At 57.1% G+C, this 22,105-nt stretch carries 23 protein-coding genes; 8 read left to right on the top strand and 15 right to left on the bottom strand.

Annotated elements, in window-relative coordinates:
* Positions 1-70: 70 nt before the first annotated feature.
* The 3 genes from HMPREF3153_RS04770 to HMPREF3153_RS04780 form a co-directional block, all read right to left on the bottom strand.
* Entirely contained in the window at positions 71-1,072 is a 1,002-nt protein-coding gene (locus HMPREF3153_RS04770; RefSeq protein ID WP_070420179.1) for a hypothetical protein, read from the bottom strand.
* Positions 1,069-1,905 carry an AAA family ATPase gene (locus HMPREF3153_RS04775; protein WP_200896713.1) on the bottom strand — a complete coding sequence of 279 codons (837 nt, stop codon included), beginning with the start codon at positions 1,903-1,905 and terminating at the stop codon, positions 1,069-1,071. Before HMPREF3153_RS04775 ends, HMPREF3153_RS04770 begins: the two co-directional genes overlap by 4 nt.
* Positions 1,906-1,984: 79 nt before the next feature.
* The gene (locus tag HMPREF3153_RS04780; RefSeq protein ID WP_062036714.1) at positions 1,985-2,359 is read right to left on the bottom strand and encodes a GntR family transcriptional regulator; all 375 of its coding nucleotides are present in this window, start codon (positions 2,357-2,359) and stop codon (positions 1,985-1,987) included.
* A 214-nt stretch (positions 2,360-2,573) separates the two neighbouring features.
* Between HMPREF3153_RS04780 and HMPREF3153_RS04785 the strand changes: the two genes are divergently transcribed.
* Positions 2,574-3,839: an NYN domain-containing protein gene (locus HMPREF3153_RS04785; RefSeq protein ID WP_070420180.1), complete on the top strand. Its 1,266-nt coding sequence runs from the start codon at positions 2,574-2,576 to the stop codon at positions 3,837-3,839.
* A 120-nt stretch (positions 3,840-3,959) separates the two neighbouring features.
* On the opposite strand, the gene HMPREF3153_RS04790 is transcribed toward HMPREF3153_RS04785, so the two are convergent.
* Together HMPREF3153_RS04790 and trxA are read right to left on the bottom strand one after the other, a co-directional pair.
* Positions 3,960-4,703: a PspA/IM30 family protein gene (locus HMPREF3153_RS04790; RefSeq protein ID WP_046646740.1), complete on the bottom strand. Its 744-nt coding sequence runs from the start codon at positions 4,701-4,703 to the stop codon at positions 3,960-3,962.
* 107 nt (positions 4,704-4,810) lie between these two features.
* Positions 4,811-5,185 (bottom strand): thioredoxin, encoded by a 375-nt coding sequence (gene trxA, locus HMPREF3153_RS04795; protein WP_005532202.1) that lies wholly within the window; start codon positions 5,183-5,185, stop codon positions 4,811-4,813.
* A 130-nt stretch (positions 5,186-5,315) separates the two neighbouring features.
* On the opposite strand from trxA, the gene HMPREF3153_RS04800 reads away from it, so the two are divergent.
* From HMPREF3153_RS04800 to HMPREF3153_RS04815, 4 genes are read left to right on the top strand one after another with little or no spacing between them, the layout of a single operon-like run.
* A complete protein-coding gene (locus HMPREF3153_RS04800; protein ID WP_070420181.1) occupies positions 5,316-5,519 on the top strand; it encodes a heavy-metal-associated domain-containing protein in 204 nt (67 codons plus the stop codon).
* A gap of 51 nt (positions 5,520-5,570) precedes the next feature.
* On the top strand, positions 5,571-7,805 hold the full coding sequence (locus tag HMPREF3153_RS04805; RefSeq protein WP_070420182.1) for a heavy metal translocating P-type ATPase: 2,235 nt from the start codon (positions 5,571-5,573) through the stop codon (positions 7,803-7,805).
* A 42-nt stretch (positions 7,806-7,847) separates the two neighbouring features.
* Positions 7,848-9,185 carry an MFS transporter gene (locus HMPREF3153_RS04810; protein ID WP_070420183.1) on the top strand — a complete coding sequence of 446 codons (1,338 nt, stop codon included), beginning with the start codon at positions 7,848-7,850 and terminating at the stop codon, positions 9,183-9,185.
* Positions 9,186-9,749, top strand: coding sequence for a VanZ family protein (locus HMPREF3153_RS04815; RefSeq protein ID WP_070420184.1), 564 nt, complete (start codon positions 9,186-9,188; stop codon positions 9,747-9,749).
* Here the strand turns inward: HMPREF3153_RS04815 and HMPREF3153_RS04820 are convergent.
* The 9 genes from HMPREF3153_RS04820 to HMPREF3153_RS12405 all read right to left on the bottom strand — a co-directional run bounded on the left by HMPREF3153_RS04820 (position 9,739) and on the right by HMPREF3153_RS12405 (position 18,765).
* Complete coding sequence (locus tag HMPREF3153_RS04820; protein WP_083280950.1) at positions 9,739-10,710, bottom strand: alpha/beta hydrolase family protein; 972 nt, start codon at positions 10,708-10,710, stop codon at positions 9,739-9,741. The two genes, HMPREF3153_RS04815 and HMPREF3153_RS04820, sit on opposite strands and share 11 nt — an antisense overlap.
* Before the next feature lie 13 nt (positions 10,711-10,723).
* Complete coding sequence (gene dnaB, locus HMPREF3153_RS04825; protein ID WP_046646735.1) at positions 10,724-12,160, bottom strand: replicative DNA helicase; 1,437 nt, start codon at positions 12,158-12,160, stop codon at positions 10,724-10,726.
* A 669-nt stretch (positions 12,161-12,829) separates the two neighbouring features.
* On the bottom strand, positions 12,830-13,282 hold the full coding sequence (gene rplI, locus HMPREF3153_RS04830) for a 50S ribosomal protein L9 (protein WP_005530934.1): 453 nt from the start codon (positions 13,280-13,282) through the stop codon (positions 12,830-12,832).
* 47 nt (positions 13,283-13,329) lie between these two features.
* Complete coding sequence (locus tag HMPREF3153_RS04835) at positions 13,330-13,905, bottom strand: single-stranded DNA-binding protein (RefSeq protein ID WP_070420186.1); 576 nt, start codon at positions 13,903-13,905, stop codon at positions 13,330-13,332.
* Between the two features lie 55 nt (positions 13,906-13,960).
* Positions 13,961-14,251 (bottom strand): 30S ribosomal protein S6, encoded by a 291-nt coding sequence (gene rpsF / locus HMPREF3153_RS04840; RefSeq protein WP_115340964.1) that lies wholly within the window; start codon positions 14,249-14,251, stop codon positions 13,961-13,963.
* Between the two features lie 208 nt (positions 14,252-14,459).
* The gene (locus tag HMPREF3153_RS04845; protein ID WP_046646734.1) at positions 14,460-14,648 is read right to left on the bottom strand and encodes a hypothetical protein; all 189 of its coding nucleotides are present in this window, start codon (positions 14,646-14,648) and stop codon (positions 14,460-14,462) included.
* On the bottom strand, positions 14,648-16,048 hold the full coding sequence (locus tag HMPREF3153_RS04850) for a glycosyltransferase family 87 protein (RefSeq protein ID WP_070420200.1): 1,401 nt from the start codon (positions 16,046-16,048) through the stop codon (positions 14,648-14,650). The genes HMPREF3153_RS04845 and HMPREF3153_RS04850 overlap by 1 nt, the downstream gene beginning before the upstream one ends.
* Before the next feature lie 63 nt (positions 16,049-16,111).
* Positions 16,112-18,322 carry a transglycosylase domain-containing protein gene (locus HMPREF3153_RS04855; RefSeq protein WP_070420187.1) on the bottom strand — a complete coding sequence of 737 codons (2,211 nt, stop codon included), beginning with the start codon at positions 18,320-18,322 and terminating at the stop codon, positions 16,112-16,114.
* A 77-nt stretch (positions 18,323-18,399) separates the two neighbouring features.
* Positions 18,400-18,765, bottom strand: coding sequence for a DUF5318 family protein (locus HMPREF3153_RS12405; RefSeq protein ID WP_049062545.1), 366 nt, complete (start codon positions 18,763-18,765; stop codon positions 18,400-18,402).
* A gap of 195 nt (positions 18,766-18,960) precedes the next feature.
* Here HMPREF3153_RS12405 and HMPREF3153_RS04865 point away from each other — a divergent pair, with 195 nt between their 5' ends.
* The 3 genes from HMPREF3153_RS04865 (at position 18,961) to HMPREF3153_RS04875 (ending at position 21,048) form a co-directional block, all read left to right on the top strand.
* Positions 18,961-19,434 (top strand): MarR family winged helix-turn-helix transcriptional regulator, encoded by a 474-nt coding sequence (locus HMPREF3153_RS04865; RefSeq protein ID WP_046646728.1) that lies wholly within the window; start codon positions 18,961-18,963, stop codon positions 19,432-19,434.
* A gap of 140 nt (positions 19,435-19,574) precedes the next feature.
* Positions 19,575-20,561: a universal stress protein gene (locus HMPREF3153_RS04870; RefSeq protein ID WP_049146734.1), complete on the top strand. Its 987-nt coding sequence runs from the start codon at positions 19,575-19,577 to the stop codon at positions 20,559-20,561.
* 10 nt (positions 20,562-20,571) lie between these two features.
* A complete protein-coding gene (locus HMPREF3153_RS04875; RefSeq protein WP_005530916.1) occupies positions 20,572-21,048 on the top strand; it encodes a hypothetical protein in 477 nt (158 codons plus the stop codon).
* Positions 21,049-21,126: 78 nt separating this feature from the next.
* Here HMPREF3153_RS04875 and HMPREF3153_RS04880 read toward each other — a convergent pair whose 3' ends face one another.
* Entirely contained in the window at positions 21,127-22,062 is a 936-nt protein-coding gene (locus HMPREF3153_RS04880; protein WP_049146732.1) for an oxygen-dependent tRNA uridine(34) hydroxylase TrhO, read from the bottom strand.
* Positions 22,063-22,105: the final 43 nt, after the last annotated feature.

Raw genomic sequence — 22,105 nt, forward strand, 5'->3', positions numbered from 1 at the left:
CGGTCGCGCTGACTCACATAAAGTTACACACCACTTTGAAACTTCACAAATCCGCTGGTGATTGCGCTTTTTAGCTCTTTATTCCTAACCACTTTTTCAGTCCTGAAGCGTATGGATTCACTCGTCGCACGTTAACGGGCAGCAGCACCGCCCACAGCACGTACGTAACGGCCGCCGCGAGCATCATCGGCAACCCGTCGAGCATCTCCTTCATTCGCAACACGAAGATGGCTACCGTTGCAGCGGCAATCAGCACCGGCATGTAGACGGTCTTCCACGAACACAATTCAACTGAGACAACGAGTGCGGGCACCAGGAAGCCGAATGCTGCAATGAACCAAATAGGCTCACCCACAATCAGCCAGCTAAGCCCAACGCCAAGGAGGCACGCCGCCGGACTGACCAAGCTTGCGATGATGACATGTCGCGCCCATGTACTTTGGCTGCCGCCAAGCGTGACGAAGTTGGCCAAAGAATCAAGGTGTTGCACACAGGTCGTCGTCATGGCCAAGATGGCCATTGTCATCAGCATGTTTCCGATATTCGGTCCGTTCTCAGGCCATATGTTGCTGATGAAGGCGTTCGCCACCGCTGCGATACACAGAACCACCCAGCCGATAAGCCAACCGCGAACCAACGGGCGGTAGACCAACTGACCTTCAAGGCTTACTGGGAAGCGCCCAAAGCTATCGTTGCCTGGCGTATCCGTTAGAAGGTCTTCGACCGTCATGGTTTTGGCTTCGGCCTTCCAACAGATCAGCTTCCACGCGAGGATTAGCACCGTGATAGCGAGAGCAATCCACCAACGCAGATAGATGGCCAAAATGCCAGCGATCACAGCTGGCAAAAGCGCTGCGATGCGACCGTATCGAGTTTTAGTGGCCGTGTTAAGCCCTAATGGCTGCGCTTTGTTTTCGTGTGGGGCGGCAGCAAAAATACCGGCCCACAGAGCGACGAGCACGAAACTCGCAATAACCGCATTACCGGCGCGTCCCGCCAGGAAGACTCCACAAAGCAAGAAAATCGACAGCAGCAAGTTTCCCCAATTCAGCGTGTTGAAGAAAAGCTTCACTGGGTACCCCCTAGCGCCAGCACCGCCTCTTCCAGGGTGACTTCCTGCGCGCGTAGCCCGAATTCTGCCGCCTGATCGAAGACGCACTCGGCGAAGTTGGGGCGGGCGTCGATAAGCACACGCTCTGCGTGGACCGAGGAATGGCGGGCCAATACCGGCAACTGTAGGCGCCCCAACGCCCTATCTACTTGTTCCGCAGGGCCCGTCACCGCCACGATGCAGTCGACGAGGCTTTCAATGGGGCCAGACAAGGGGGCTTCGCCAAGCAAAAGCACCGTGTCGAGGTAGCCCTCAATCTCATCGAGATGATGGGTGGACACCACAATCGTGCGTTTGCCCTGTTCCTCCCGGAGGACCTCAAGAAAGCGCTGACGCTTATCGACGTCGAGGCCCAGGTAGGGCTCATCCAGCAGCATCAACTCGCAGCCGGAAGCTACGGCGAAGATAAAACCCATCGCGGACTTCTGGCCGCGGGACAAGCCGGAGTAGTTCTTCTTCGGGAGCGCAAATTGCGCGGCAAGCTCTTCAGCCCGCTCCTGGTTCCAGGTCTTCCACCGCGCCTTGCCAATGCGGAAGAGCTTGTCTACGTTCCAGCCATCGAAAAGCGGGTTATCAATGCCCATCAGGATGATGCGATCCATGATCTTCTGGTTGTCAAAGGGACGCTCCCCAAAGACTTTCAACCCCTCCGACTTGAGCTGGCCTGCGATCATGCGCAGCAGCGTCGTCTTGCCCACTCCATTGGGACCCACCAGGCCGTGGGTCAGGTTATCTTCGAGCGCGAAAGACAGCGCCGGAGCATTTTGCATAGCTAGGTTTTCGGCTTTAATCATTTCGACCACTCCGGGATACGTTGGGTGTTTGCAGTAATTACAGCGTTTGCGGTATTCGCGGTGTTCGCGGTGTGTGCGGTCATGAGTAGAGTCCTCTGCTTTCTGCGACACGGTGGACGAGTTCTTGTAATTGCTCGCGCGTATACCCAAGGCGGACGGCCTCATCGACGAGGGGGGCGACGTATTCGGCGGCGAAGTCATTGCGGCGCCGCTGGCGGATTCTTTCGGTAGCGCCGGCCGCCACGAACATGCCGATGCCGCGGCGTTTTTCTAGAATTCCGAGTTCGGTCAACAAAGTGATCCCCTTTCGCGCCGTGGCGGGGTTGATGTTGTGGAAGGCGGCTAGCTCATTCGTCGAAGGCGCCTGCGCTCCTTCTTCCAGGCCACCTTCCACGATGGAGTCCTCAATTAGCGCGGCGATCTGTCTGAATAACGGCTGCGTTGAGTTATCCATGTACGCCTGCACCTCCTCGCTTACTCGATGAGTTAGTTACTCAACTAACTAACCAAACAAGTACCTCAGATTTTAGATTCACGCAAGAGCAAAACTTTTCTAGGCCGCCTGACCTGCCACTTTCCCCCAAGACATCGACGTTTAGTGACTAATGGGGCACACTGGAAACCAAAGCAACTTTAGTTAGAACTATTAGAAACGGAACTTAGGAGCCATGCTTGAACGAACACTTGTCTTCGTTGACACGTCTTACCTGCTTGCGAGCTTTTATAACTCATGGGAAACCGGAGCTCGCGCGCAACTAGAAATAGACCTCCCAGAGGTCGTGAATAATCTCGGTTCCATGGTGGAGAACCAGCTCGGAAACCGCATCCACCGCCAGTACTGGTACGACGGAATCCCAGACACTGGCCCACACCGCTACCAGCGCGCACTGCGCACCTGTGATGGCGTACAGCTTCGCACCGGCCAGCTCATCGAGTGGGGCGAGCGCCGCACCCAAAAGGCAGTCGATACCCGCCTCGTTGCCGACATGATTCTCGCTGCAATGAAGCAGCAAGTCACCGACTTTGTTTTGGTTTCTGGTGACGCCGACATGATCCCGGGCGTACAAGAAGCCGTAAACGCGGGCGTGCGCGTGCACCTCTATGGCTTTGGCTGGGACTCCATGTCCTCCGCACTGCGCCACGCTTGCGACACCACGACCATTCTCGATCCGCGCGAAGATTTTGCCGACGCAATGGAGCTGCAGGTTCTGGAAGGCCCACTGCCGCCGACCATTCGGGAACCGCACAACGGCCACGATGAGCTGCCAGAACTGCCCGAGCACGACGAAGACGAATGCGGCGAGCCCTCCGAAGCGGAGGCAGCATTCGCCTCCGCACCAAAGCCGAAGCCAGCCGCATCACCGGGCTCTTCCTCCCCATCTCCCGCCGACCTTGCAGCAGGCACCGCTCCGCAGGCATCCAAGGATGGCGGGGCCGATTCCACTGAAAACGGCTCAGCCGAGATCGCCAAGACTCCCACCCCCGTTTCCGCAGGTGACACGCAGGGCTCTAACGGCACGTCGACCCCCGAGAAGCCTTCGTCAGGTGCATCCGACGCTGCAGCCGAGTCTGGCTCCCCAAAGCCGGCCGCGCCAAAGCCGTCGATGATGGCGCCTCGTCGCAAGCTGCGCTCAAAGTACGTGCCACTTCCTGAGGAAGTCTGGACTTCTGCAGGGTTCCAGTCACCTTTCGACGTCGGCCAGCAGTACGCGTCCTGGTGGTTCGAGAACGCGGCTAGCGCGGAACAGCGCGACCAGGCCCACCTGCTCTCTGGCGGTGGACTTCCGCCTGAGATCGACCGTCCGCTGCTGCAATTCGCCTGTGAGACTCTGCACGAGTACACGCTGACCGAATCCCAGCGCGTCAACCTGCGCGACGGCTTCCACTCCGGCATCCGCGGTGTCCTCATCACCGTTCACCGCAACGAAAGCTAGAGCCACAAGAGTCCACAAGAGCGCAGCGAGTCTCAAAGCGGCAGACAAAAGGAGGCCGGCCCTCATGGGGGGCTTGCCTCCTTATTTCTTTTGACTAGCGCAGCTTAGCTTTACTGCAGCTTACTTCTGCTCGCCGGAGCCGAGCTCCTTCTGCTTTGCCATCTCCGCACGGATCTCGTCCAGGCGGGACGCGGCCTTCAAGTCGTTACCAGCGGCAGTGATTTCCTGGATGCGGTCGCCGCCCGAGACCTGATGTAGCTCTTGCGCGCCGAGAGCGTCGGTGTAGCGCTTTTCAATCTTGGCGCGCACCGAATCGAGGGTCGGTGTGGAGCCATCCGGCCTGAGCTCGTTCATCGAGTCCATAACCTTGGCGTTCTGCTCTTGCATCGCAGCCTGATCGGCCTGTGCCAGCAGCTCATCGACCTGTGCCAACTGCTCCTTGAGGCGAGCCTCGGACTGCTGCTGCTGAACCTTTGCCTGCTCAGCCGCCTGCGAAGCAGCCGCGTGCTGGGTCTTGAGATCTGCAAGCTCCTGCTCCACAGCAACAAGTTGGGAGGCCACGACCTCAGCGGCTTGGTTGTACTCAGAAGCGGCCTGCGGGTCCTCCGCCTTATCCGCTAGCTCAAGGGCACGGCGAGTTTGGTTTTGGTAATCCTCTTGGGACTTCAGGAGACGGTTAATCTGTAGCTCGAGCTGGTTCTTGCGTCCAATAATCTCCGCAGCATGCTCGGAGATTTGGCGGTGCTGTTCCTTGGCGCCCTCCACGGCCTGCTGAATTTGGACCTTAGGATCCGCGTTCTCGTCGATCTTCTGGTCGAAAGAGGACATTACGTACTTCCAGCCCTTACTGAATGGATTCGCCATTGAACTAACTCCTTGTTCGCTTAAGTAACGTGGTCCCATAAAAAAGACGCTTTCTAGCGAGTTTAGCGGGAGTCACTAGAAAGCGCCGGGGGGCGAAAGAAAAATCTTTAGCCGTTGGTCTGAGCGTTCTGCTCCTCAACCTGGCGGCGAACATCATCCATGTCGAGCCCCTTTACCTGAGTAATAAGATCCTCAAGTGCTGCCGGCGGTAGTGCACCAGCTTCACGGAAGACCATGATTCCGTCGCGGAAAATCATCAGAGTTGGGATGGACTGGATCTGCAGTGCAGCAGCCAGGCCCTGGTTAGCTTCGGTGTCGAGCTTGGCAAACGTTGCATCCGTATGCTGCTCAGAGGCCTTTTCATAAACAGGGGCAAAACGCTTACAAGGTCCGCACCAGTCGGCCCAAGCGTCTACGAGGGTAATGCCCTCACCGCTAACGGTCTGCTCAAAAGTCTCTTCGGTTACGTCGATCGTTGCCATATAAATCACTCCTCTTTTTCGGGGTCTTTCCTATCAACGGTACATGAGCCTGCGTTATTCCTCGCCAATTCATTGCGCGATACCCCAGGGGGGTATAGGCTCGGGGTGCACCCAAAGAAAGGAACGAATCATGGCAGTCAAGAACTACACCGTCGAGGGCATGACCTGCGGACACTGCGAGATGTCCGTCAAGGAAGAGGTCGGCGAGATCACCGGCGTCCACGAGGTCACCGCTGACCACACCACCGGCGCAGTCACCGTTGAGGGCGAAGGCTTCAGCGACGAGCAGGTTGCCGCCGCCGTTAAAGAGGCTGGTTACACCCTCAAGGCATAAGCGCCACAACCATCCGAAACCTCAACTCGCGTAAAGAAGCGATCACTTCCCATGACTAACCTCGTCCACCTCGATCTCGGTGTTTCCGGCATGACGTGCACCTCGTGCTCGTCCCGCGTCGAACGCAAGCTCAACAAGGTCGATGGAGTTGAGGCCACCGTGAACTTTGCCACGGAATCCGCCTCAATTGAATACGACCCTTCCACTTCCACCCCTGACTCCCTCATCGAGGTCGTGCGGGGCGCAGGCTACGACGCCTTCGCACTGACCGAAGAGCAAAAGGCGGATTCCGAAGAGACTGCCAATCCGGTGGACGAGGCCCGCGCGCAGGAGGCCAAGGACCTGCTGCGCCGCACGATTGTCTCTGCCGCGATTTCCACGCCGATCATGGTGGTCTCCATGCTGCCGGCCCTCCAGTTCACCAACTGGCAGTGGGCTGCAGCTATTTTGGCCACCATCGTCTACATCTTCGGCGGCGCCCCCTTCCACGAGGCCACCTGGGCGAACCTCAAGCACGGCTCGTTTACCATGGACACGCTCATCACCATGGGCACCACCGCGGCCTACTTCTGGTCGCTCTACGCCATGTTCTTCGGCCACGCCGGCCATCCGGGCATGAAGATGCACATGGAGCTCGTCTCCAACAATGCTGAGATGGACCACATCTACCTGGAGTCGGTAGGCATGGTCATCACGTTCTTGCTGCTCGGCCGCTGGTTTGAGGTCAAGGCAAAGGGCCAGTCTTCGGAGGCGCTGCGCACACTTCTGGGGATGGGAGCCAAGGACGCTACGCTGCTTGTCGACGGCGCAGAGAAGCGCGTGCCCATCAAGGACCTCAAGGTAGGCGACGTGTTTGTCGTCCGCCCAGGTGAAAAGATTGCCACGGACGGCGTCGTCAATGCCGGCGCCTCGGCTGTGGATGAATCGATGCTCACCGGAGAATCCGTGCCGGTTGAGGTCAAGGAAGGCGACCATGTCACCGGCGCCACCATCAATTCCTCCGGCCGCCTGGAGGTCCGCGCCACCAAGGTAGGTGCGGACACCACCTTGGCTCAGATGGCCAAGCTAGTCACCGAGGCACAGGCGTCAAAGGCCCCCGTGCAGCGCCTCGTGGACAAGATCGCGCAGGTCTTCGTCCCCATCGTCATCGCGATCTCCGTACTCACGCTCATCGCACACCTCATCATCGGTGGCGCCGCCGCCACCGCCCCGGCCTTCGTCGCTGCTGTCGCCGTGCTGATCATTGCTTGCCCGTGCGCAATGGGTTTGGCCACGCCTACTGCGATCCTGGTGGGCACCGGCCGCGGCGCTCAGCTGGGCTTGCTCATCAAGGGCCCGGAGATCCTGGAATCCACCAAGCAGGTGGACACCATCGTCATGGACAAGACCGGCACCATCACCGAAGGCAAGATGTCGGTTGCTGGCGTGCACGCCGCACAAACCAGTGACCAGGACGCCACTCAGGTTCTCAAGCTCGCCGCGGCGGTAGAAGCGGGATCCGAGCACCCCATCGCCAAGGCCATCGTGCATGCTGCTAGCGACGTAACGCCCGCCTCCGACTTTGCCTCCGTGGCAGGCCGTGGCGTCGAGGGCACGGTCGAGGGGCAGCGCATCCGTGTCGGACGCGTCGAGGGCGAGCTGGGCAGCCTTAGCGAGGCATTCCGCGCTGCCGAAGCAGAGGGCGGAACCCCGGTTGCCGTCTACGCTGCCGACGCCCTCATCGGCATCATCGATGTCCGCGACACCGTCAAGGAATCCTCCGCTGCGGCCGTGGCCCAGCTGAAGGAGCTGGGGCTTGTCCCACACCTGCTGACCGGCGACAACGAAAGCGCCGCGCAGGCCGTGGCGCAGGCCGTGGGCATCGACCCAGAAAACGTCACTGCGGGCGTGCTTCCGGAGGAAAAGGTGGACGTCGTCAAGCAGCTCCAAAGCTCGGGCTGCAACGTTGCCATGGTGGGTGACGGCGTGAATGACGCCGCCGCACTCGCCCAAGCAGATTTGGGCCTGGCCATGGGCGCAGGTACCGACGTGGCCATCGAGGCTTCCGACATAACGCTGATGAACGATGATCTACGCTCTGCTGCCGACGCCATCCGACTTTCGCGCCGTACTCTGCGCATCATCAAGGGCAACCTATTCTGGGCATTCGCCTACAATGTCATACTCATTCCAGTCGCGGCAGTCGGGCTACTTAACCCCCTGTTTGCGGGTATTGCGATGGCCTTTAGCTCGGTTTTTGTTGTAAGTAACTCCCTGCGACTAAGGGCTTTCCAGCCCACTGCATAAAAACGCAGTGCACTGGGGAAATTGGACTTACAATCCCAAAGCATGCCCGATCTCAAAAGAAACACGCTATCTCGAAACGAGCGCCTAGACCGTCTTCCTGTCACCGGCAAGCACAAACGCCTGCTAGTGGGCTCCGGAATCGGTTGGGCGCTCGACGCTATGGACGTCGGCCTCATCTCTTTCATCATGGCCGCACTCGCGGTGCATTGGGGAATCACACCGACTCAATCCTCTTGGCTTGCCTCAATCGGATTCGTCGGCATGGCGCTTGGCGCCACTTTCGGCGGCTTGCTTGCCGATAAGTTCGGCCGTCGCCACGTCTTCGCGCTAACCCTTCTGGTCTACGGTCTGGCCACGGGAGCCTCAGCGCTCGCGACGGGACTAGCTATGCTCTTGATTCTGCGTTTCATCGTGGGCCTGGGCCTGGGCGCGGAGCTGCCCGTTGCATCGACGCTGATTTCGGAATTCTCACCGGTCAAGGTACGCGGCCGCATGGTTGTGCTGCTGGAGGCATTCTGGGCCGTGGGCTGGATCCTGGCAGCGGTCATCGGAACCTTTGTAGTCGGGGCATCGGCAAGCGGCTGGCGTTGGGCGCTGGCACTTGGCATGGTCCCGGCCTTCTATGCTCTCTTCGTGCGCATGAAGCTGCCGGAGTCCGTGCGATTCTTGGAATCCAAGGGCAAGCACGCGGAGGCAGAGGACATCGTGGCCTCCTTCGAAGCTGAGGCCGAAGCCGAGGGCAAGGAACTGCCAGAAAACGCCGCGGCACCCACTTATGCCGAGGAAGATGTCACCTCCAGCAGCATTTGGTCGCGCTCTCTGCGCGGGCGTACCGCGGCGTTGTGGACCATCTGGTTCTGTGTGAACTTAAGCTACTACGGCGCCTTCATCTGGATTCCGTCGCTGCTCGTGGCCGATGGTTTTACCTTGGTGAAGTCCTTCAGCTTCACGCTCATCATCACGCTGGCGCAGCTTCCGGGCTACGCGGCAGCGGCCTGGCTGATTGAGACTTGGGGCCGCCGCCCTACGCTGGCCGCTTTCCTCGTGGGCTCCGCGTGCGCCGCCGGCCTATACGGCTTTGCGGACTCCACCGCGCTCATTTTGATTGCGGGTTGCCTGCTTTCCTTCTTTAACCTCGGTGCGTGGGGCGCACTCTACGCAATCGGCCCAGAGCTCTACCCCACCCACCTGCGCGGAGCTGGCACGGGTGCCGCTGCGGGCTTTGGCCGCTTGGCCTCCATCATCGCGCCGCTTATCGTTCCGGTTATCCTGGCTGGTGCGGGCGCACACTGGCTGTTCATCCTCTTTGCCGCTGCGTTCGCAATTGCGGCAGCCGCCGCCTTTGTACTACCGGAGCAACGCGGAAAGGTACTTAAGTAGATGCCCCACAGAGTGCGTTCGACGCTAGCCCTTGGCGGCTATTGCGCCGTCATTGTTTCGTTGACCACTCTCAAAGCCTTCTTCCAGATTGGCTACCTTTGGAAGCCGGAAAACCAGCGCGCCCGCGATATTCGCTGGATTCCGCTGGATGACTTGTTCTCCGGCAGCTGGTTCAAGCCGCTGTTTGAATACGGCGGCAACTTCGCATTCTTTGTCCCGCTGGGCGTTCTGCTTTTTGTGCAGCTGCGGTCCAAGCGTGCGGCCACGCTCTGGGGTTTCACTTTCTCGGTGTTGGTGGAAACCATCCAGTATGTCTTCGCGTTGGGGCGCACTGACATTGATGACTTGTTCTTTAACACGCTTGGCGCGTGGTTTGGTGCTTGGCTAGCACAGCGCCTTGGCCGCAGATTCGATGCAGTGTGGCACTGGCTGGCGATCGCTGTGACCGTGGTTTTCGTGGTGCTGGTTGCCCTCGGCCCGCGCCTCGGTGATCCCGATAAGGTCAAGGACCTCTCGAAGCCAGATGCAGTGATGCTTGACGACGCCCCGATGCCTAAGACCTGATTCCAACCTGCTCAAGGATGGTTCGCCGTGCCTGCTGCCACTGGAGGCCAGCGGGATTGGCCCATGAAAGGTGCTTAGCGTCGTCGAAGATGATGGCATCGATGTTGAGGCCACGCTGTTTGGCATAGTCGGCGAAGCGGGTGACTTCATCGACGTTGACCATCTCATCATTTTCTCCGTGCAGCACTAGGACGCGTGCCTTTTTGTTGACGTTGTATGCCGGGGAGGCATCGAAGTAGTGCGCGGGGACTTCCTGCGGTGTACCGCCTAGAAGGGTGCGGACAAATTTGTCGTGCTGCTGGTAGGCGAGCTCCATGTCATAAACGCCAGCGATACCCACGCACTTGTCCACGTGGAAGGCCGGATGGGCACCGGGGGCGTCGGGAGCCAGCTCCGGACGCGAACAGGTCCACGTAGCAAGATTGCCGCCCGCAGAGTAGCCCGCAACCACAACGTTGTTGAGGTCGAGGGGAACATCGCTGTGGTTTGTAAGCTGCGGGATGAAGTCAATTGCCGCAGCGACGTCCTGGTAGGTCATGGGCCAGCCGCCCGGTGCATCTTCACCGTCGATGGATACACCGCGATACTCCACGTTCCACACCGCGGCACCATGCTCCACGAGGTCATTGACAGCCGGCGCCGCTGACTGGGCAGTGGATTTCTCTTGCCATCCTCCACCGTGGAGAAACACAACTAAGGGCAGCTTTTTACCTGGCTGCGGCTTCTTGGGTGTGACCAAGAATCCGTGTTGACGCTCATGCTCATGTGCGTAGACGAGCTTCTTGGCGGAAACTTCCGGCTTCTTAGTTTTCTGGGTAGCCGGCGCCTGCGACGCCGAATACTCCATACCAGATTCGCCGGAACCAGCTGAGTTATCAGCACAGGACACACATAAACCCGCGAGCAGAGTCAGCGCCGCGGCTATAGCAGGAGTGCAACTGCGAAGGATTCCCTTTGACATTAACCGCTCCCTCTTAGCCGTGGGCCATGTTGACGAACTTGGAGTAGTGCAGCTGGTGGGCAACCTGCACCGTATCGATAGGGCCACCACGGTGCTTAGCCAAAATGATGTCAGCCTCACCCGCACGCGGATCGTCGCGGTCCTGGGAGTCAGGGCGGTAGAGCAGCATAACCATGTCAGCGTCCTGCTCCAGCGAGCCAGACTCACGGAGGTCAGCCAGCTGCGGCTTCTTATCGGTACGCGACTCAGGGCCACGGTTAAGCTGCGAAATAGCAATCAGTGGAACCTCAAGCTCTTTAGCCAAGAGTTTGAGTTGACGAGAGAACTCCGAGACCTCTTGCTGACGCGACTCGACCTTCTTACCGGAAGACATCAGCTGCATGTAGTCGAGGACGATGAGGTCGAGGCCATGCTGCTGCTTCAAGCGGCGAGCCTTCGAGCGAATCTCCATCATGGTGAGGTTGGGTGAGTCGTCAATGAACAGTGGTGCATCCTGGATGCGGTTCAGGGTCTGATCGATCTTGGCCCAGTCCTCTGTAGAGACGCGGCCACCGCGCATGTCCGTCAGCTTTACTTCTGCTTCTGCAGAAAGCAGACGCATGACGATCTCTGAGGCTGACATCTCCAAGGAGAAAATGACGGAGGTCTTGCCGTGCTGCAGGGACGCGGAGCGCATGAAGTCCATGGCCAAGGTGGACTTACCCACACCAGGACGCGCTGCCACAATGATCATCTGGCCGGCACGTAGGCCGTTAGTGAGCTTGTCTAGATCGATAAAACCCGTGGGAACGCCGGCCTCGATGCCGTTCTGCTGTAGCATGGCGAGCTCATCAATGGTGGGGTCAATCAGCTTTCCGAGTACCTGATAGTCCTCGGTTGTCTTCTTTTGCGCCACGGCAAAGACCTCTTGCTGAGCACGGTCGAGCACGGACTCAATCTCGGCGTCCTCTGCACCTTCGAAACCCAACTGAACAACACGCGTGCCAGCGTCGACCAGCTTGCGAAGCACCGCCTTCTCGGCGACGATCTCCGCATAGTAACGCGCGTTTGCAGCAGTAGGCACCGTGGCTAGGAGCGTGTGCAGGTACGGCGCTCCGCCTACGCGCTCCAAATTGTTATAGCGGTCGAGGCGTGAGGCTACGATGACGGCGTCGATGTCAGTGCCGGCGGCATAGAGATCAACCATGGCCTGGTAGATAAGCGCGTGTGCCGGGTAGTAGAAGTCATCAGGCTCAAGTTCCTCGATGACCTCCATTACGGTGTTCGGGCTCAGCAGCATTGCGCCGAGGACGCCCTGCTCGGCTTCTCTGTCCGAGGGCGGCTGACGGAATTCTCCGTAGCGCTTGGAAACATCCTGCCGGTTCCGGCGATAGGGACGCTCCTCCTGGGCAGGTACGTCAGGTGCTTCTGGCGGTACGTAGTCTGCATCATCGAAGCTTGCGTTTGTCATAAAACAATCCACCCCATCTTCTGCTTCGCCGGCTGGCGTGAAGCACAAATTCGGACACTATCACCGCGCCCCAGCGTGACACATCTGCGAGAAGTTACCGCAAAATGGGGGGCTCGGCTTCTGGATTTTTAGTCTAATGCAGCCCCCTGACACGCACCCCCTGGGTATAAATTCCACAGTTATCCACAGGGCCCTGTGTAATTCCCAGGTGAGAACGACTTTCGACCCCCAAACCTGTGGATATGGCTGTGGATAACTATCGCAGCACTGTGACCTGCACTTATCGTGTCCGCAGGTCAACAGCTATTTCCGGAAGTGTGAAAATGTGCACAATTTCCGTGAAGAATCCCACTTACCTGCGTGTTATCGAGGTGAGCTGCGGGTTAACAAAACGCAAATCGGAAGAGATTCCAACGTTAGTTATCCACAATTATTCAAAGTTATCCACAGTTATCCACAGCCTGCATGATGATCGGACACACAGTGTCGGCGCACTGTCTGGGAGCACACAAAACTTCATCAAACGATTCAGCGGTGCGGCAGAAGCAGCGTCGCTGAAAACGCGCGAAAGGCCTCGGGGTCTGCCACCTCACATGGCGGGCCCCGAGGCCCTAAGCGTTGCTGTTGTCATTGTGTTCCCACTCTTAAGCGGGAACCGTCGAGCGCCTATTAGGCAGCGACGACCGAGAAGTTCACCTTGCCGAGAACGTCAGCATGCAGCTTGAGCTCGACCTGGTAGTTGCCGGTCTTCTTGACCAGGCCCTTAGGCAGAACGACGATGCGCTTGTCCAGCTTCGGGCCGCCAGCGGCCTCAACTGCGGAAACGATGTCGTCTGCAGAAACGGAGCCGAATAGCTTGCCGTTTTCAGAAGTCTTCATTGCAACCTGTACGCCAGAAAGCTGCTCGAGTTGGTTGCGGACCTCACGTGCGTGATCCAGGTCGCGGATTGCGCGAGCTTCCTGGGCGCGCTTGATGCCCTCGATCTGCTTCTCAGCACCACGGGTGGCAACAATAGCCAGGCCGCGCGGAAGCAGGTAGTTACGTCCGTAACCGTTCTTAACCTCTACAATTTCGCCTGGGGCGCCGAGGTTCTCAACGGCAGCGGTGAGGATCAGCTTCATGATCCCTGCCTTTCAATTGAGTTAGTTAATAATTGCGTGGGACAGTTTTAGAACGGTGGCTCAGCGTCTGCACCGCCGAAGCTTCCAGCTTGGGGTGCGGAGTTCCACGGATCGTTTGAAGGAGCTGACTGCTGCGACTGCTGCGGAGCGCTCTGGTTTCCACCAAAGCCGCCCTGGTTGCCGCCGCCAAAGTTGTTGCCGCCCTGATTCTGCTGCTGACCGCCGCCGTAATTGCCACCGCCGTTACCGCCATTAGCGGACTTGCGGGTGACCCGTGCGGAAGCGTAGCGCAGGGACGGGCCGACTTCGTCAACCTCAATCTCAAAGACAGTGCGGTTTTCGCCATCGCGGTTCTGATAAGAACGCTGGCGCAAACGGCCATTGACGATTACTCGCATGCCCTTGGTCAGGGTTTCCGCAACGTTTTCTGCGGCTTGACGCCACACGTTGCAGGTCAGGAACATGGCCTCGCCATCTTCCCACTGGTTCGTCTGCGAATTGAAACGACGAGGGGTGGAAGCGACGCGGAAGTTTGCTACAGCCGCACCCGCTGGGGTGAAGCGCAGCTCGGGGTCAGCAACAACGTTGCCAACTACCGTGATTGTGGTGTCTCCCTGTGCCATGGTCTGTTCTCCTTATCGGTTACGTGGGTTCTCGAAACTCTGAAACCAGTATCCGCTATTTGCTGTCGGTGCGCAGAACCTTGGTACGCAGGATGGTGTCGTTCAGGTTCAGACGGCGGTCGAGTTCGAGAACCGAAGCGGACTCGCACTCCAGGTTAACGACGGCGTAGATGCCCTCTTCCTTCTTGTCGATTGCGTAAGCAAGACGACGCTTGCCCCAAACATCGACGTTTTCAACCTTGCCGCCATCCTTACGGACAACTTCGAGGAACTTGTCTAGGGACGGGGATACGGTGCGCTCATCCTGGTTAGGATCCAGAATAATCATGACTTCGTAGTGACGCACGGACCTCATCACCTCCTATGGTCTAGTAATTGTTTTCGGCCATATCACCTTTGCGGACATGGCAGGAGGGTACGTTGCGTCAAGCAACCCCATCACAATAGCGCATTGACCGGCCAAAAAGAAATCCCCAACGGGGAAAGCCGTTGGGGAGAATCAGTGCTTGCGCTGTACTTAATCATCAAGTGCCAAGCGCGGAACCGTTTTGACACTAACTACGCATCGTGGTGGCGAAGAAGATGGCACTTCCTGCTGGAATTACGGTGAGAAACATCAAGGCCAGCAGGCCCAAAAGGATGGGCCAGCGCCGATCCTCGCTGCGTTGATATAGGTAGTACGCACCCATCACGCAGCAGAATCCGAGAAAAATAGAAATTATTCCTACGACGGTGATAACCATTAGACAAAGTCTCCAGCAAGAGGATCACGGCCACCATGTGCTGCACGCACCTTGTCCACAGACTTGCCCAGCATTTGGCGGATGATAAGAATTCCGATAATAACGATGAAGGTGTCACGGCCAATCACAAAGAGGTCGAGCAGTTCATGATCGATGCCTTTATTTTCCGTGCCCAACATGTGCCACATGAGGACTGGCCATACCATGGCGTCGACAAGCATCCAGCTCAGCAACAGGCGCCAACGCGGGAGAGCAAGCAAAGCTGGAACAACCAACCAAATGGAATACTGCGGCGACCAAACCTTATTGATGAGCAAGAAGGCCATCACGATCAGGTAAATGAGCTCAGCCACACGCGGCTCGCGGCGAGCGCGCAAACCAAAGATGCCGATAGCTGCGCATCCCAGCAAGAATGCTGGCAGCGTAAAGCTATTGAGGAATTCTGGGGTGAGGCCATTTTCGGCATAGCGGTTGATCAACGCATAAATTGTGGTCCATTCAGCGCCGCGCTCTTCGTTGAGTCGGAAAAACTCACGCCACGCATCCGGGTACTTCAACGCCACTGGAACGTTAACGACTAGCCAAGAGATCACGGTTCCGCCGAACATCGCACCGAATGGCGCCCACCTCTTGTTACGCGCCGCGAGGACAAAAAACGCGCCCAAGATAAACAACGGCCACAGTTTGAAAGCAGTTCCGAGGCCAATCAAAATACCTGCAAGCCAATTCTTACCGCGGGTCACCGCAAAGAGCGCACCGACCATAAACGCAATGGACGGGATGTCCCAGTTTGTAAAGGCATGAATGACAACAAGGGGGCTCGCGGCCATGAGCATCGTATCCCATGCACGGTTTCCAGTGAGCTGGAAAACCATGTAGACCGTACCGATCCAAATGCAGGAAAGCACGAGCGCGGTGACTCCGAAATACCAACCGGCATCCGCTACGCCGAAGAACTCACCAATTGGATACGTGACTCGTGAAGTCCAACCCATCAATCCTTGGAACATACCCGCCAGAACCGGGTATTCCATGTACCTAGTCAGGTCACCTTCTTGCCACGAATACGCATAGGGAAATCCGCCTTGGTCCAAGCCGCGGCCGCCATAGAGCGGGACGATGTCGTTGTAGCAGAAAGACGTGTATTGACGGTTGCCATCCCAGTTCAAGGAAATGACTCCGTCTTCCCCTGTGCGGCTTCCTGCGCAGTTGGCCTTACTCAGAAAGCCCAGTGCGAGGAAAATCCAGGACACACCAATAATCGCGCGCAATGGCGATATCCATTGACCAGGTAAGGTGCGGGCAAAACGGCCACGCGGGCCACCGAAAAACTCGATGATGTCGTGTGCAAAAGGTTCACGATTAAGCGGAATGCGGCCTTCGGCAGAGGCGCCACGCACAGCCGAGTGGGACTTTCCAACCGTCTTCACGGTCTTGAGGGCCTCATCAGTCACGTTCCTCTCCTACGGTCTTAAAAGTTCAGCCAAGTCACCTTGACCATTAATGATGTCTTCCAGCGAAGGAACGTCTGGGGCTGGTGCCTCCGGCTGAGCAGGCGCTGCCGGAGGCGCTGCAGGCTGGTGTGGGGAAGGCGCAGGTTGTTCGCCAGGAGCAGGGGATTCTGGGTTTGCAGTCTCCTCTGGAGCATCATCGTTGTTGCCGTAACGATTGCCGTATTCCGTTGAGGAACCATAAGAGCCCGTGTACCCGCTGCCCCAGTTCCCGCTTCCATAACGGATCGGGTATGCCGTTGGGAAGGATTGGTACTCCGAGTTAACCAAGGAAGTATCCAAGATCTGCTTCCAGATACGGGTAGGCGCATCAGAGCCATACATGATTCCGCCATAAGAATTGAAAATGGCGGAGGTGTTGTCAGCGGTACCTACCCAAACTGCCGTAGCCAGCTGCGGGGTCGAACCAATCATCCACGCGTCCTTGTTGGTTCCAGTGTTACCCAACTGAGTAGTACCCGTCTTGGACGCAGATGCGCGGCCGCCGGCCAGAGCTCCGTTAGACCAACCCGCAATAGGAAGCATTGCCTTAAGAACATTGTTAGCCACGTTGGCTGAAACTCGACGCTCACCACCGTTGTCGTTGAATTCATACAGAACTTCGCCACCGGTAGTTTCGACCTTTTGCACGAAGTGAGGCTGATGCCAAACGCCGCCGTTTGTCAGCGTCGCCATAGCGCTTGCCATGTCGAGTGGGCGAGACTGGTACTGACCCAGAACAACGCCCTCGTATGGAGCCCCACCATTTTCAGTCAATGTCTTTTCAATGCCAGGCAGAGACTTAGCAATGCCCAACGCATGCGCCATGTCGGCAGTATCCTGAGTGCCGTTTTCTAGATCCGCCTGCAGACGCAGGAACGAGGTATTGAACGAGTTCTTCAATGCCTCCGCGATGGAACAGTTACCGCAGCCGCCACCGACGTTTGTGACTACCTGAGAACCTGGGAGCTGGTACGGCGCAGAGGAGTAATTCGTGTCCAGGCCGATGCCTTGCTGAAGGGCCGCCGCAAGGGCGAAGATCTTAAACGTCGAACCCGTCTGCAGGCCGGCGTTGGCATAATCCCAGCCGGTCGACTCGTGGCCACCGAAGTAGCCGCGCACAGCACCAGAAGCAGGGTCAATGGTCACAGCTGCTGCGCGGGCATCCTCCTGCAAAGACTGCAGCTGCCCATCAACAGCCTCGGTGGAAGCATTCTGCACGTTCATGTCAATGGTCGTGGTGATTTTCAGACCGCCCGTAGCGACCTGATCCTCGGTGATGCCAACGCGTTCCAGCTCGGCAATAACCTGGTTTTTAATATGTCCGTAGGCGCCTGGCGCCTCTGTATAAGCGGAATACTCGGCAGGATCACGCGTCTGCGGGAACTGCATCTGCGCACGCTGAGTAGCGTCCAGATCGCCCATCTCAACCAAACCGTCAAGAACATAGTTCCAGCGAGCCTTCGAGCTTTCCTCGTCCACGCGCGGGTCAAGGACAGAAGGAGACTGAATAAGGCCGGCGAGCATTGCGCCTTCCTCAACCGTCAGATCCTTGGCATCTTTATTGAAGTATGCGTTGGAAGCTGCCTGGATTCCGTAGGCGTTACGACCAAAGTAGACCGTGTTGAGGTATGCCTGCAGAATGTCTTCCTTGGACCATTCGTTAGTCATCTTGATGGAATAGATAAGCTCGCGGATCTTACGCACATAGGAATACTCGTCACCAACCAGCGTGTTCTTGACATACTGCTGAGTGATTGTTGAACCACCGCCTGCGGTTGAATCACCAGTCAGCTTGCCCAAGACTGCGCGTCCCAAACCGGTGAAGGAAAATCCGGAGTTGGTCCAAAACTCACGGTCCTCAGCAGAAAGCACAGAATCTTCGACGTAGTCGGGGACTTCATCGAGTTTGACCTGGGTGCGGTTGCCTTCTGGCGGAACCAACTTAGCCAATTGGGTGGTACCGTCCCCAGCCACAATCGTGGAAACCTGATTTGCTTGAAGCTCCTTTGGCTCAGGAACGTTGTATTGGGAGTATGCATAGGCAAAAAGGCCTGCCGGTACAGCTACCAATACCAAGGCAATTATCAGCACAATCCACGGCCAGCGACGTCGTTTGCGCTGCTTCGTGGATTTATAAACGTGACGCCCCGCTTTTTTAGGGGCAGATTCCTTTTCGGTCACTGCTTCGTGTCCTCATCAATCATGGGCGGATTTTCTTAAATAAATGCAGCTTACCGGCCTCAACGGCCGAGCCAAAACTAACCTTCATCATAGGCTGTTGCCGCACGCAATAGGTGGTTCCAACGGCATGCCGTACAAACTTCGACCCAGTGAACCGTAAATTCGAGACCGTCGGCTGCAAATTCTGCGATTTCTTCCGCATTTCGTGCGCTTCCAGCGCGACGCCCCAACTCTTCGCCATATACCCATGTGGTCAAGCACATCGGCGCTTCACACATCGGGCACCGTTTCGCCATATCGACGCCGTGGTGTTCAGCCGCAGCACGCAGAAGGAAGTCGGCGTCGCAAAGCTCGCTCCTATCTACTCGGCCCGCTCGATACTCCTTGAGATGCTGGGCCCGCTCCCATTCATGAGAAATAATGTGCTTAAAAGAAAGGCTCAAAGCATCTGCCCTCCTTTTCTCTCGCTTCTCTTCCTAATAATTTTGCGGAGATGGCCTTCTTCCACCGACTTCTCAAACACTTTAATGAACGAGATTGTTCCCTTACGCTCCCCTCAATAAATTTTCAAACCCAAAACCTAATTTTTTAGCCACCTAACTACCGTCGGCTGCAAACGGTCGCTATTATTACTTTTTATGAGTGAACAAGCCGCCGCCTCCCCCTCCAACTATGAGGACGCTCTTAACGTCGCGCGCAACATTCAACCCGCGTTGAACAAGCTAATGCTTATCTTCCAGCGCACAACCGAAGGTACGTCCCTCACCACCTCACAGGTGTCGATCATGAATCAGTTACGCCTACGGGGACCTTCCCGAGTAAGCACCATTGCGCAGGCAGAACTTATTCGAATGCCCACGGCATCTAATGCCCTATACCAATTAGAGCGTAATGGTTTCGTGGAACGACGCCGCGATGAAAAGGATCGCCGTGGCGTCCTGGTGGCTTTGACCCAGCTAGGCGAGTCAGAACTCAACATTGTCTCTCGACAACGCGCCGCAGCCCTGGCTGAGATCCTCCAGTGGCTAGAACCCTCGGATTTAGACAAAGCGCACCAGATGAGCACCTTAATTTCTAAGCTCGCAGACGTTTACCGCCCCACCATGGACTAAACTCTGGCAACCCCAGGGCGTAAATAGACCAATCTTCTTCACCGCGATCGATCCCCCGCCGCAGATTTCATTTTGTACGCTCAAGCGACTAATAATGGCACCAACAACGTCCCAAGATAGATCACCGGACTGATTGGTGCATGGCTAAGAATATCCCTTGTGAGTCGCGGGCTTCCCTCGCTAAAGAGGACCCCAACGACCCTGTTCGACTTCTAGTCTCGTGGAGCCCGTCCTCCACGGGCACGGAGGCGATCGAGTACGCAGCTTGGTTGGCTAGGTCCACCAAGGTTTGCATCAGAGTGATCTCTACTATTTCTGTGCCACGCGCCACGACAGTTTTCACCAAGCACGGCGGCAAGTACAAGAAGTGGTTTAAAAAGGAACAGGCTGAGTGCGAGCAAAGCGTGCTTGCCGCTCTCAAGGCAGCAGGAGTCGATAACTCACAGCTAGATGAGCGTCCTTCCGTCCTCCTCGCTGGACCTTCACGGCCACAACTCCTCACGGAGATGGCCACTGAATTCTGCGCGGACGCAATTTTGTTGGGAGCAAATCAGTCAGCTCCCAAGGGCAAGTTCTTTGCTGGCTCTACTGCAGACGCGCTCTTGCACTTTTCCCCCATTCCCCTCGGCCTCACCCCGCGCGACATCAAGCTTTCCAAGCATGGCGTTACACGCATCAACTTCGCCTTCACCGAGCGTGGCGACTCTGAAGACCCAGCGCTGCTTCATGCAGCCCGATTGGCAAACACATGGAAGTTGCCCCTCCGCATCGTGGCTTTCAATGCGGAGGGACTTATTGATGCCCCTCTGCATGACTCCGTCGACATCGCTTCCAAGCTCACTAAGGGCTGGCACGAACATACATTGGCAATGCTCGACAGAGCGCAAGACATTGTTGACCACCACTACCCCGGCCTGGAAATTTCCACCGATATTGGAACCGGGCATGGGTGGGCAGGAGCAGTTGATTCCTTGAAATGGAAGAAGGGCGACATCATGTGCATGGGTTCCTCCCCAATGGGGCCCATCGAGCGCGTGTTTATCGGCTCAGCCGCTACGGAGCTTCTCCCGCACATTCGGGTACCAGTGATGGTTCGGCCTTCCGACTCGGCACCGATTAAGGACTAGACTCCTGCGTATGAGTGCAACTGACGAGCATCCTGAAAACGATCTGACAACTGATGCGGATTATGCCAACCTGCGGCGCCCCGAGCCAGCAACGTTTGATGAACTCGCTGATGCACCTGATCCTCTTGCCGTTGCAAAAGCCAATCGCCGTTCGACGATTCAGGCAATTTACTTCATGCTGGGCATCCTCGCCGCCTCCGGGCTTTACGCACTGGTCCTAGCCCTTATCACGCGTTCCCAGGGCGGGGCGCTTTGCGACGCTTCCCTCGCCACCTGGCTATGCACCAACGGCCAGCGCCGCTTCTTTGCCTTCACTACCATAATCATCCCGTTCATCGGCATGATTGGCACGGCGCTCATCATGATTCACAAACTCAAGCGCTACTTACGTTGGCGTTCGTGGATGGCCATTTTTTGGGTGATGGCCTGCAACTTCATGTTGTGGTGCATCACCGATATCCAGATCCTGCTCGTCCCTCTCGGATAACCCAGCGCCTTCGGCGCTCCCTCAGCCAAAGCTTTCTCTAGGAGCACCGTTTTCTGCTCGAGCTAATTTCTGCTCGAGCTAAGCATTGGTTGCTGCAGCTGTAGCTGCGACCTCCGCGCATTCTGGACGCCCACAGTGCTGGGTTTCAACGTGCTGTACGCAATCGTCGCAAATTAGAACCTGCTGACGGCACGTGTCCTCATTAATGCAATTGTGGAACGTGTTCGTTGCTTTTCCACAGTGCACACAGTGCCCCAGCTGAATAAAGCCAGGATCTTGCAGCCCTTGCCCAAACTCATGGTGCATGCGTTTGTCGAAGACATACATCGAGCCTTCCCACAGGCCGTCATTGCCAAACTTCTCGCCGTAGCGCACGATGCCACCGTCAATTTGGTAGACCTCTTTGAAACCGCGATTCTTCATCAGGGATGAGAGGATCTCGCAGCGGATACCCCCGGTGCAATAGGAGACAACCGGCTTGTCCTTCATCCAGTCATACTTACCGGACTCGATTTCCTTGATGAAGTCATGGGTGGTCTTGACGTCAGGCACCACGGCATTCTTAAACTTGCCAATCTCCGCTTCCATGGCGTTGCGGCCGTCAAAGAACACGACTTCGTCACCGCGCTCTTCTACCAGCTTGTTAACCTCTTCTGGCTTGAGGTGAACGCCGCCACCGACGACGCCGTTCTCGTCCACCTTGAGCTCACCAGGCGCGCCAAAGGCCACGATTTCGTCACGGACCTTGACCGACAGGCGCGGGAAGTCATCAGCGCCGCCATCGGACCATTTGAATTCCATCTTCTTAAATCCTGGGTATTCGCGGGTCTCACGAACGTAGCGCTTGCAGGCATTCATGTCGCCGCCCACGGTGCCATTGATACCGTGTTCGGAGATGAGAATGCGACCCTTCAGTCCGAGCTTCTCGCACAGATTGCGCTGCCACAACATGACGGCCGTGGGATCAGAAATTGGGGTAAAGCAGTAGTACAGAAGAATTTTGCTAAGGCTCACGCCACTAATTCTATGCTTGAGCTGTTTCTTTTCCTAAATTCTT

The organism is Corynebacterium sp. HMSC06C06, from assembly GCF_001807295.1.
GTDB lineage: Bacteria > Actinomycetota > Actinomycetes > Mycobacteriales > Mycobacteriaceae > Corynebacterium > Corynebacterium striatum.

Coding starts and splice junctions, on each gene's coding strand:
- trxA (WP_005532202.1), bottom strand. CDS start 5,185: ATGGCAACGATCGACGTAACCGAAGAGACTTTTGAGCAGACCGTTAGC.
- HMPREF3153_RS04805 (WP_070420182.1), top strand. CDS start 5,571: ATGACTAACCTCGTCCACCTCGATCTCGGTGTTTCCGGCATGACGTGC.
- HMPREF3153_RS04775 (WP_200896713.1), bottom strand. CDS start 1,905: ATGATTAAAGCCGAAAACCTAGCTATGCAAAATGCTCCGGCGCTGTCT.
- HMPREF3153_RS04835 (WP_070420186.1), bottom strand. CDS start 13,905: ATGGCACAGGGAGACACCACAATCACGGTAGTTGGCAACGTTGTTGCT.
- HMPREF3153_RS04875 (WP_005530916.1), top strand. CDS start 20,572: ATGAGTGCAACTGACGAGCATCCTGAAAACGATCTGACAACTGATGCG.
- HMPREF3153_RS04845 (WP_046646734.1), bottom strand. CDS start 14,648: ATGGTTATCACCGTCGTAGGAATAATTTCTATTTTTCTCGGATTCTGC.
- HMPREF3153_RS04820 (WP_083280950.1), bottom strand. CDS start 10,710: ATGTCAAAGGGAATCCTTCGCAGTTGCACTCCTGCTATAGCCGCGGCG.
- HMPREF3153_RS04780 (WP_062036714.1), bottom strand. CDS start 2,359: ATGGATAACTCAACGCAGCCGTTATTCAGACAGATCGCCGCGCTAATT.
- HMPREF3153_RS04865 (WP_046646728.1), top strand. CDS start 18,961: ATGAGTGAACAAGCCGCCGCCTCCCCCTCCAACTATGAGGACGCTCTT.
- HMPREF3153_RS04810 (WP_070420183.1), top strand. CDS start 7,848: ATGCCCGATCTCAAAAGAAACACGCTATCTCGAAACGAGCGCCTAGAC.
- dnaB (WP_046646735.1), bottom strand. CDS start 12,160: ATGACAAACGCAAGCTTCGATGATGCAGACTACGTACCGCCAGAAGCA.
- rplI (WP_005530934.1), bottom strand. CDS start 13,282: ATGAAGCTGATCCTCACCGCTGCCGTTGAGAACCTCGGCGCCCCAGGC.
- HMPREF3153_RS04800 (WP_070420181.1), top strand. CDS start 5,316: ATGGCAGTCAAGAACTACACCGTCGAGGGCATGACCTGCGGACACTGC.
- HMPREF3153_RS04790 (WP_046646740.1), bottom strand. CDS start 4,703: ATGGCGAATCCATTCAGTAAGGGCTGGAAGTACGTAATGTCCTCTTTC.
- HMPREF3153_RS04870 (WP_049146734.1), top strand. CDS start 19,575: ATGGCTAAGAATATCCCTTGTGAGTCGCGGGCTTCCCTCGCTAAAGAG.
- HMPREF3153_RS04815 (WP_070420184.1), top strand. CDS start 9,186: ATGCCCCACAGAGTGCGTTCGACGCTAGCCCTTGGCGGCTATTGCGCC.
- HMPREF3153_RS04785 (WP_070420180.1), top strand. CDS start 2,574: ATGCTTGAACGAACACTTGTCTTCGTTGACACGTCTTACCTGCTTGCG.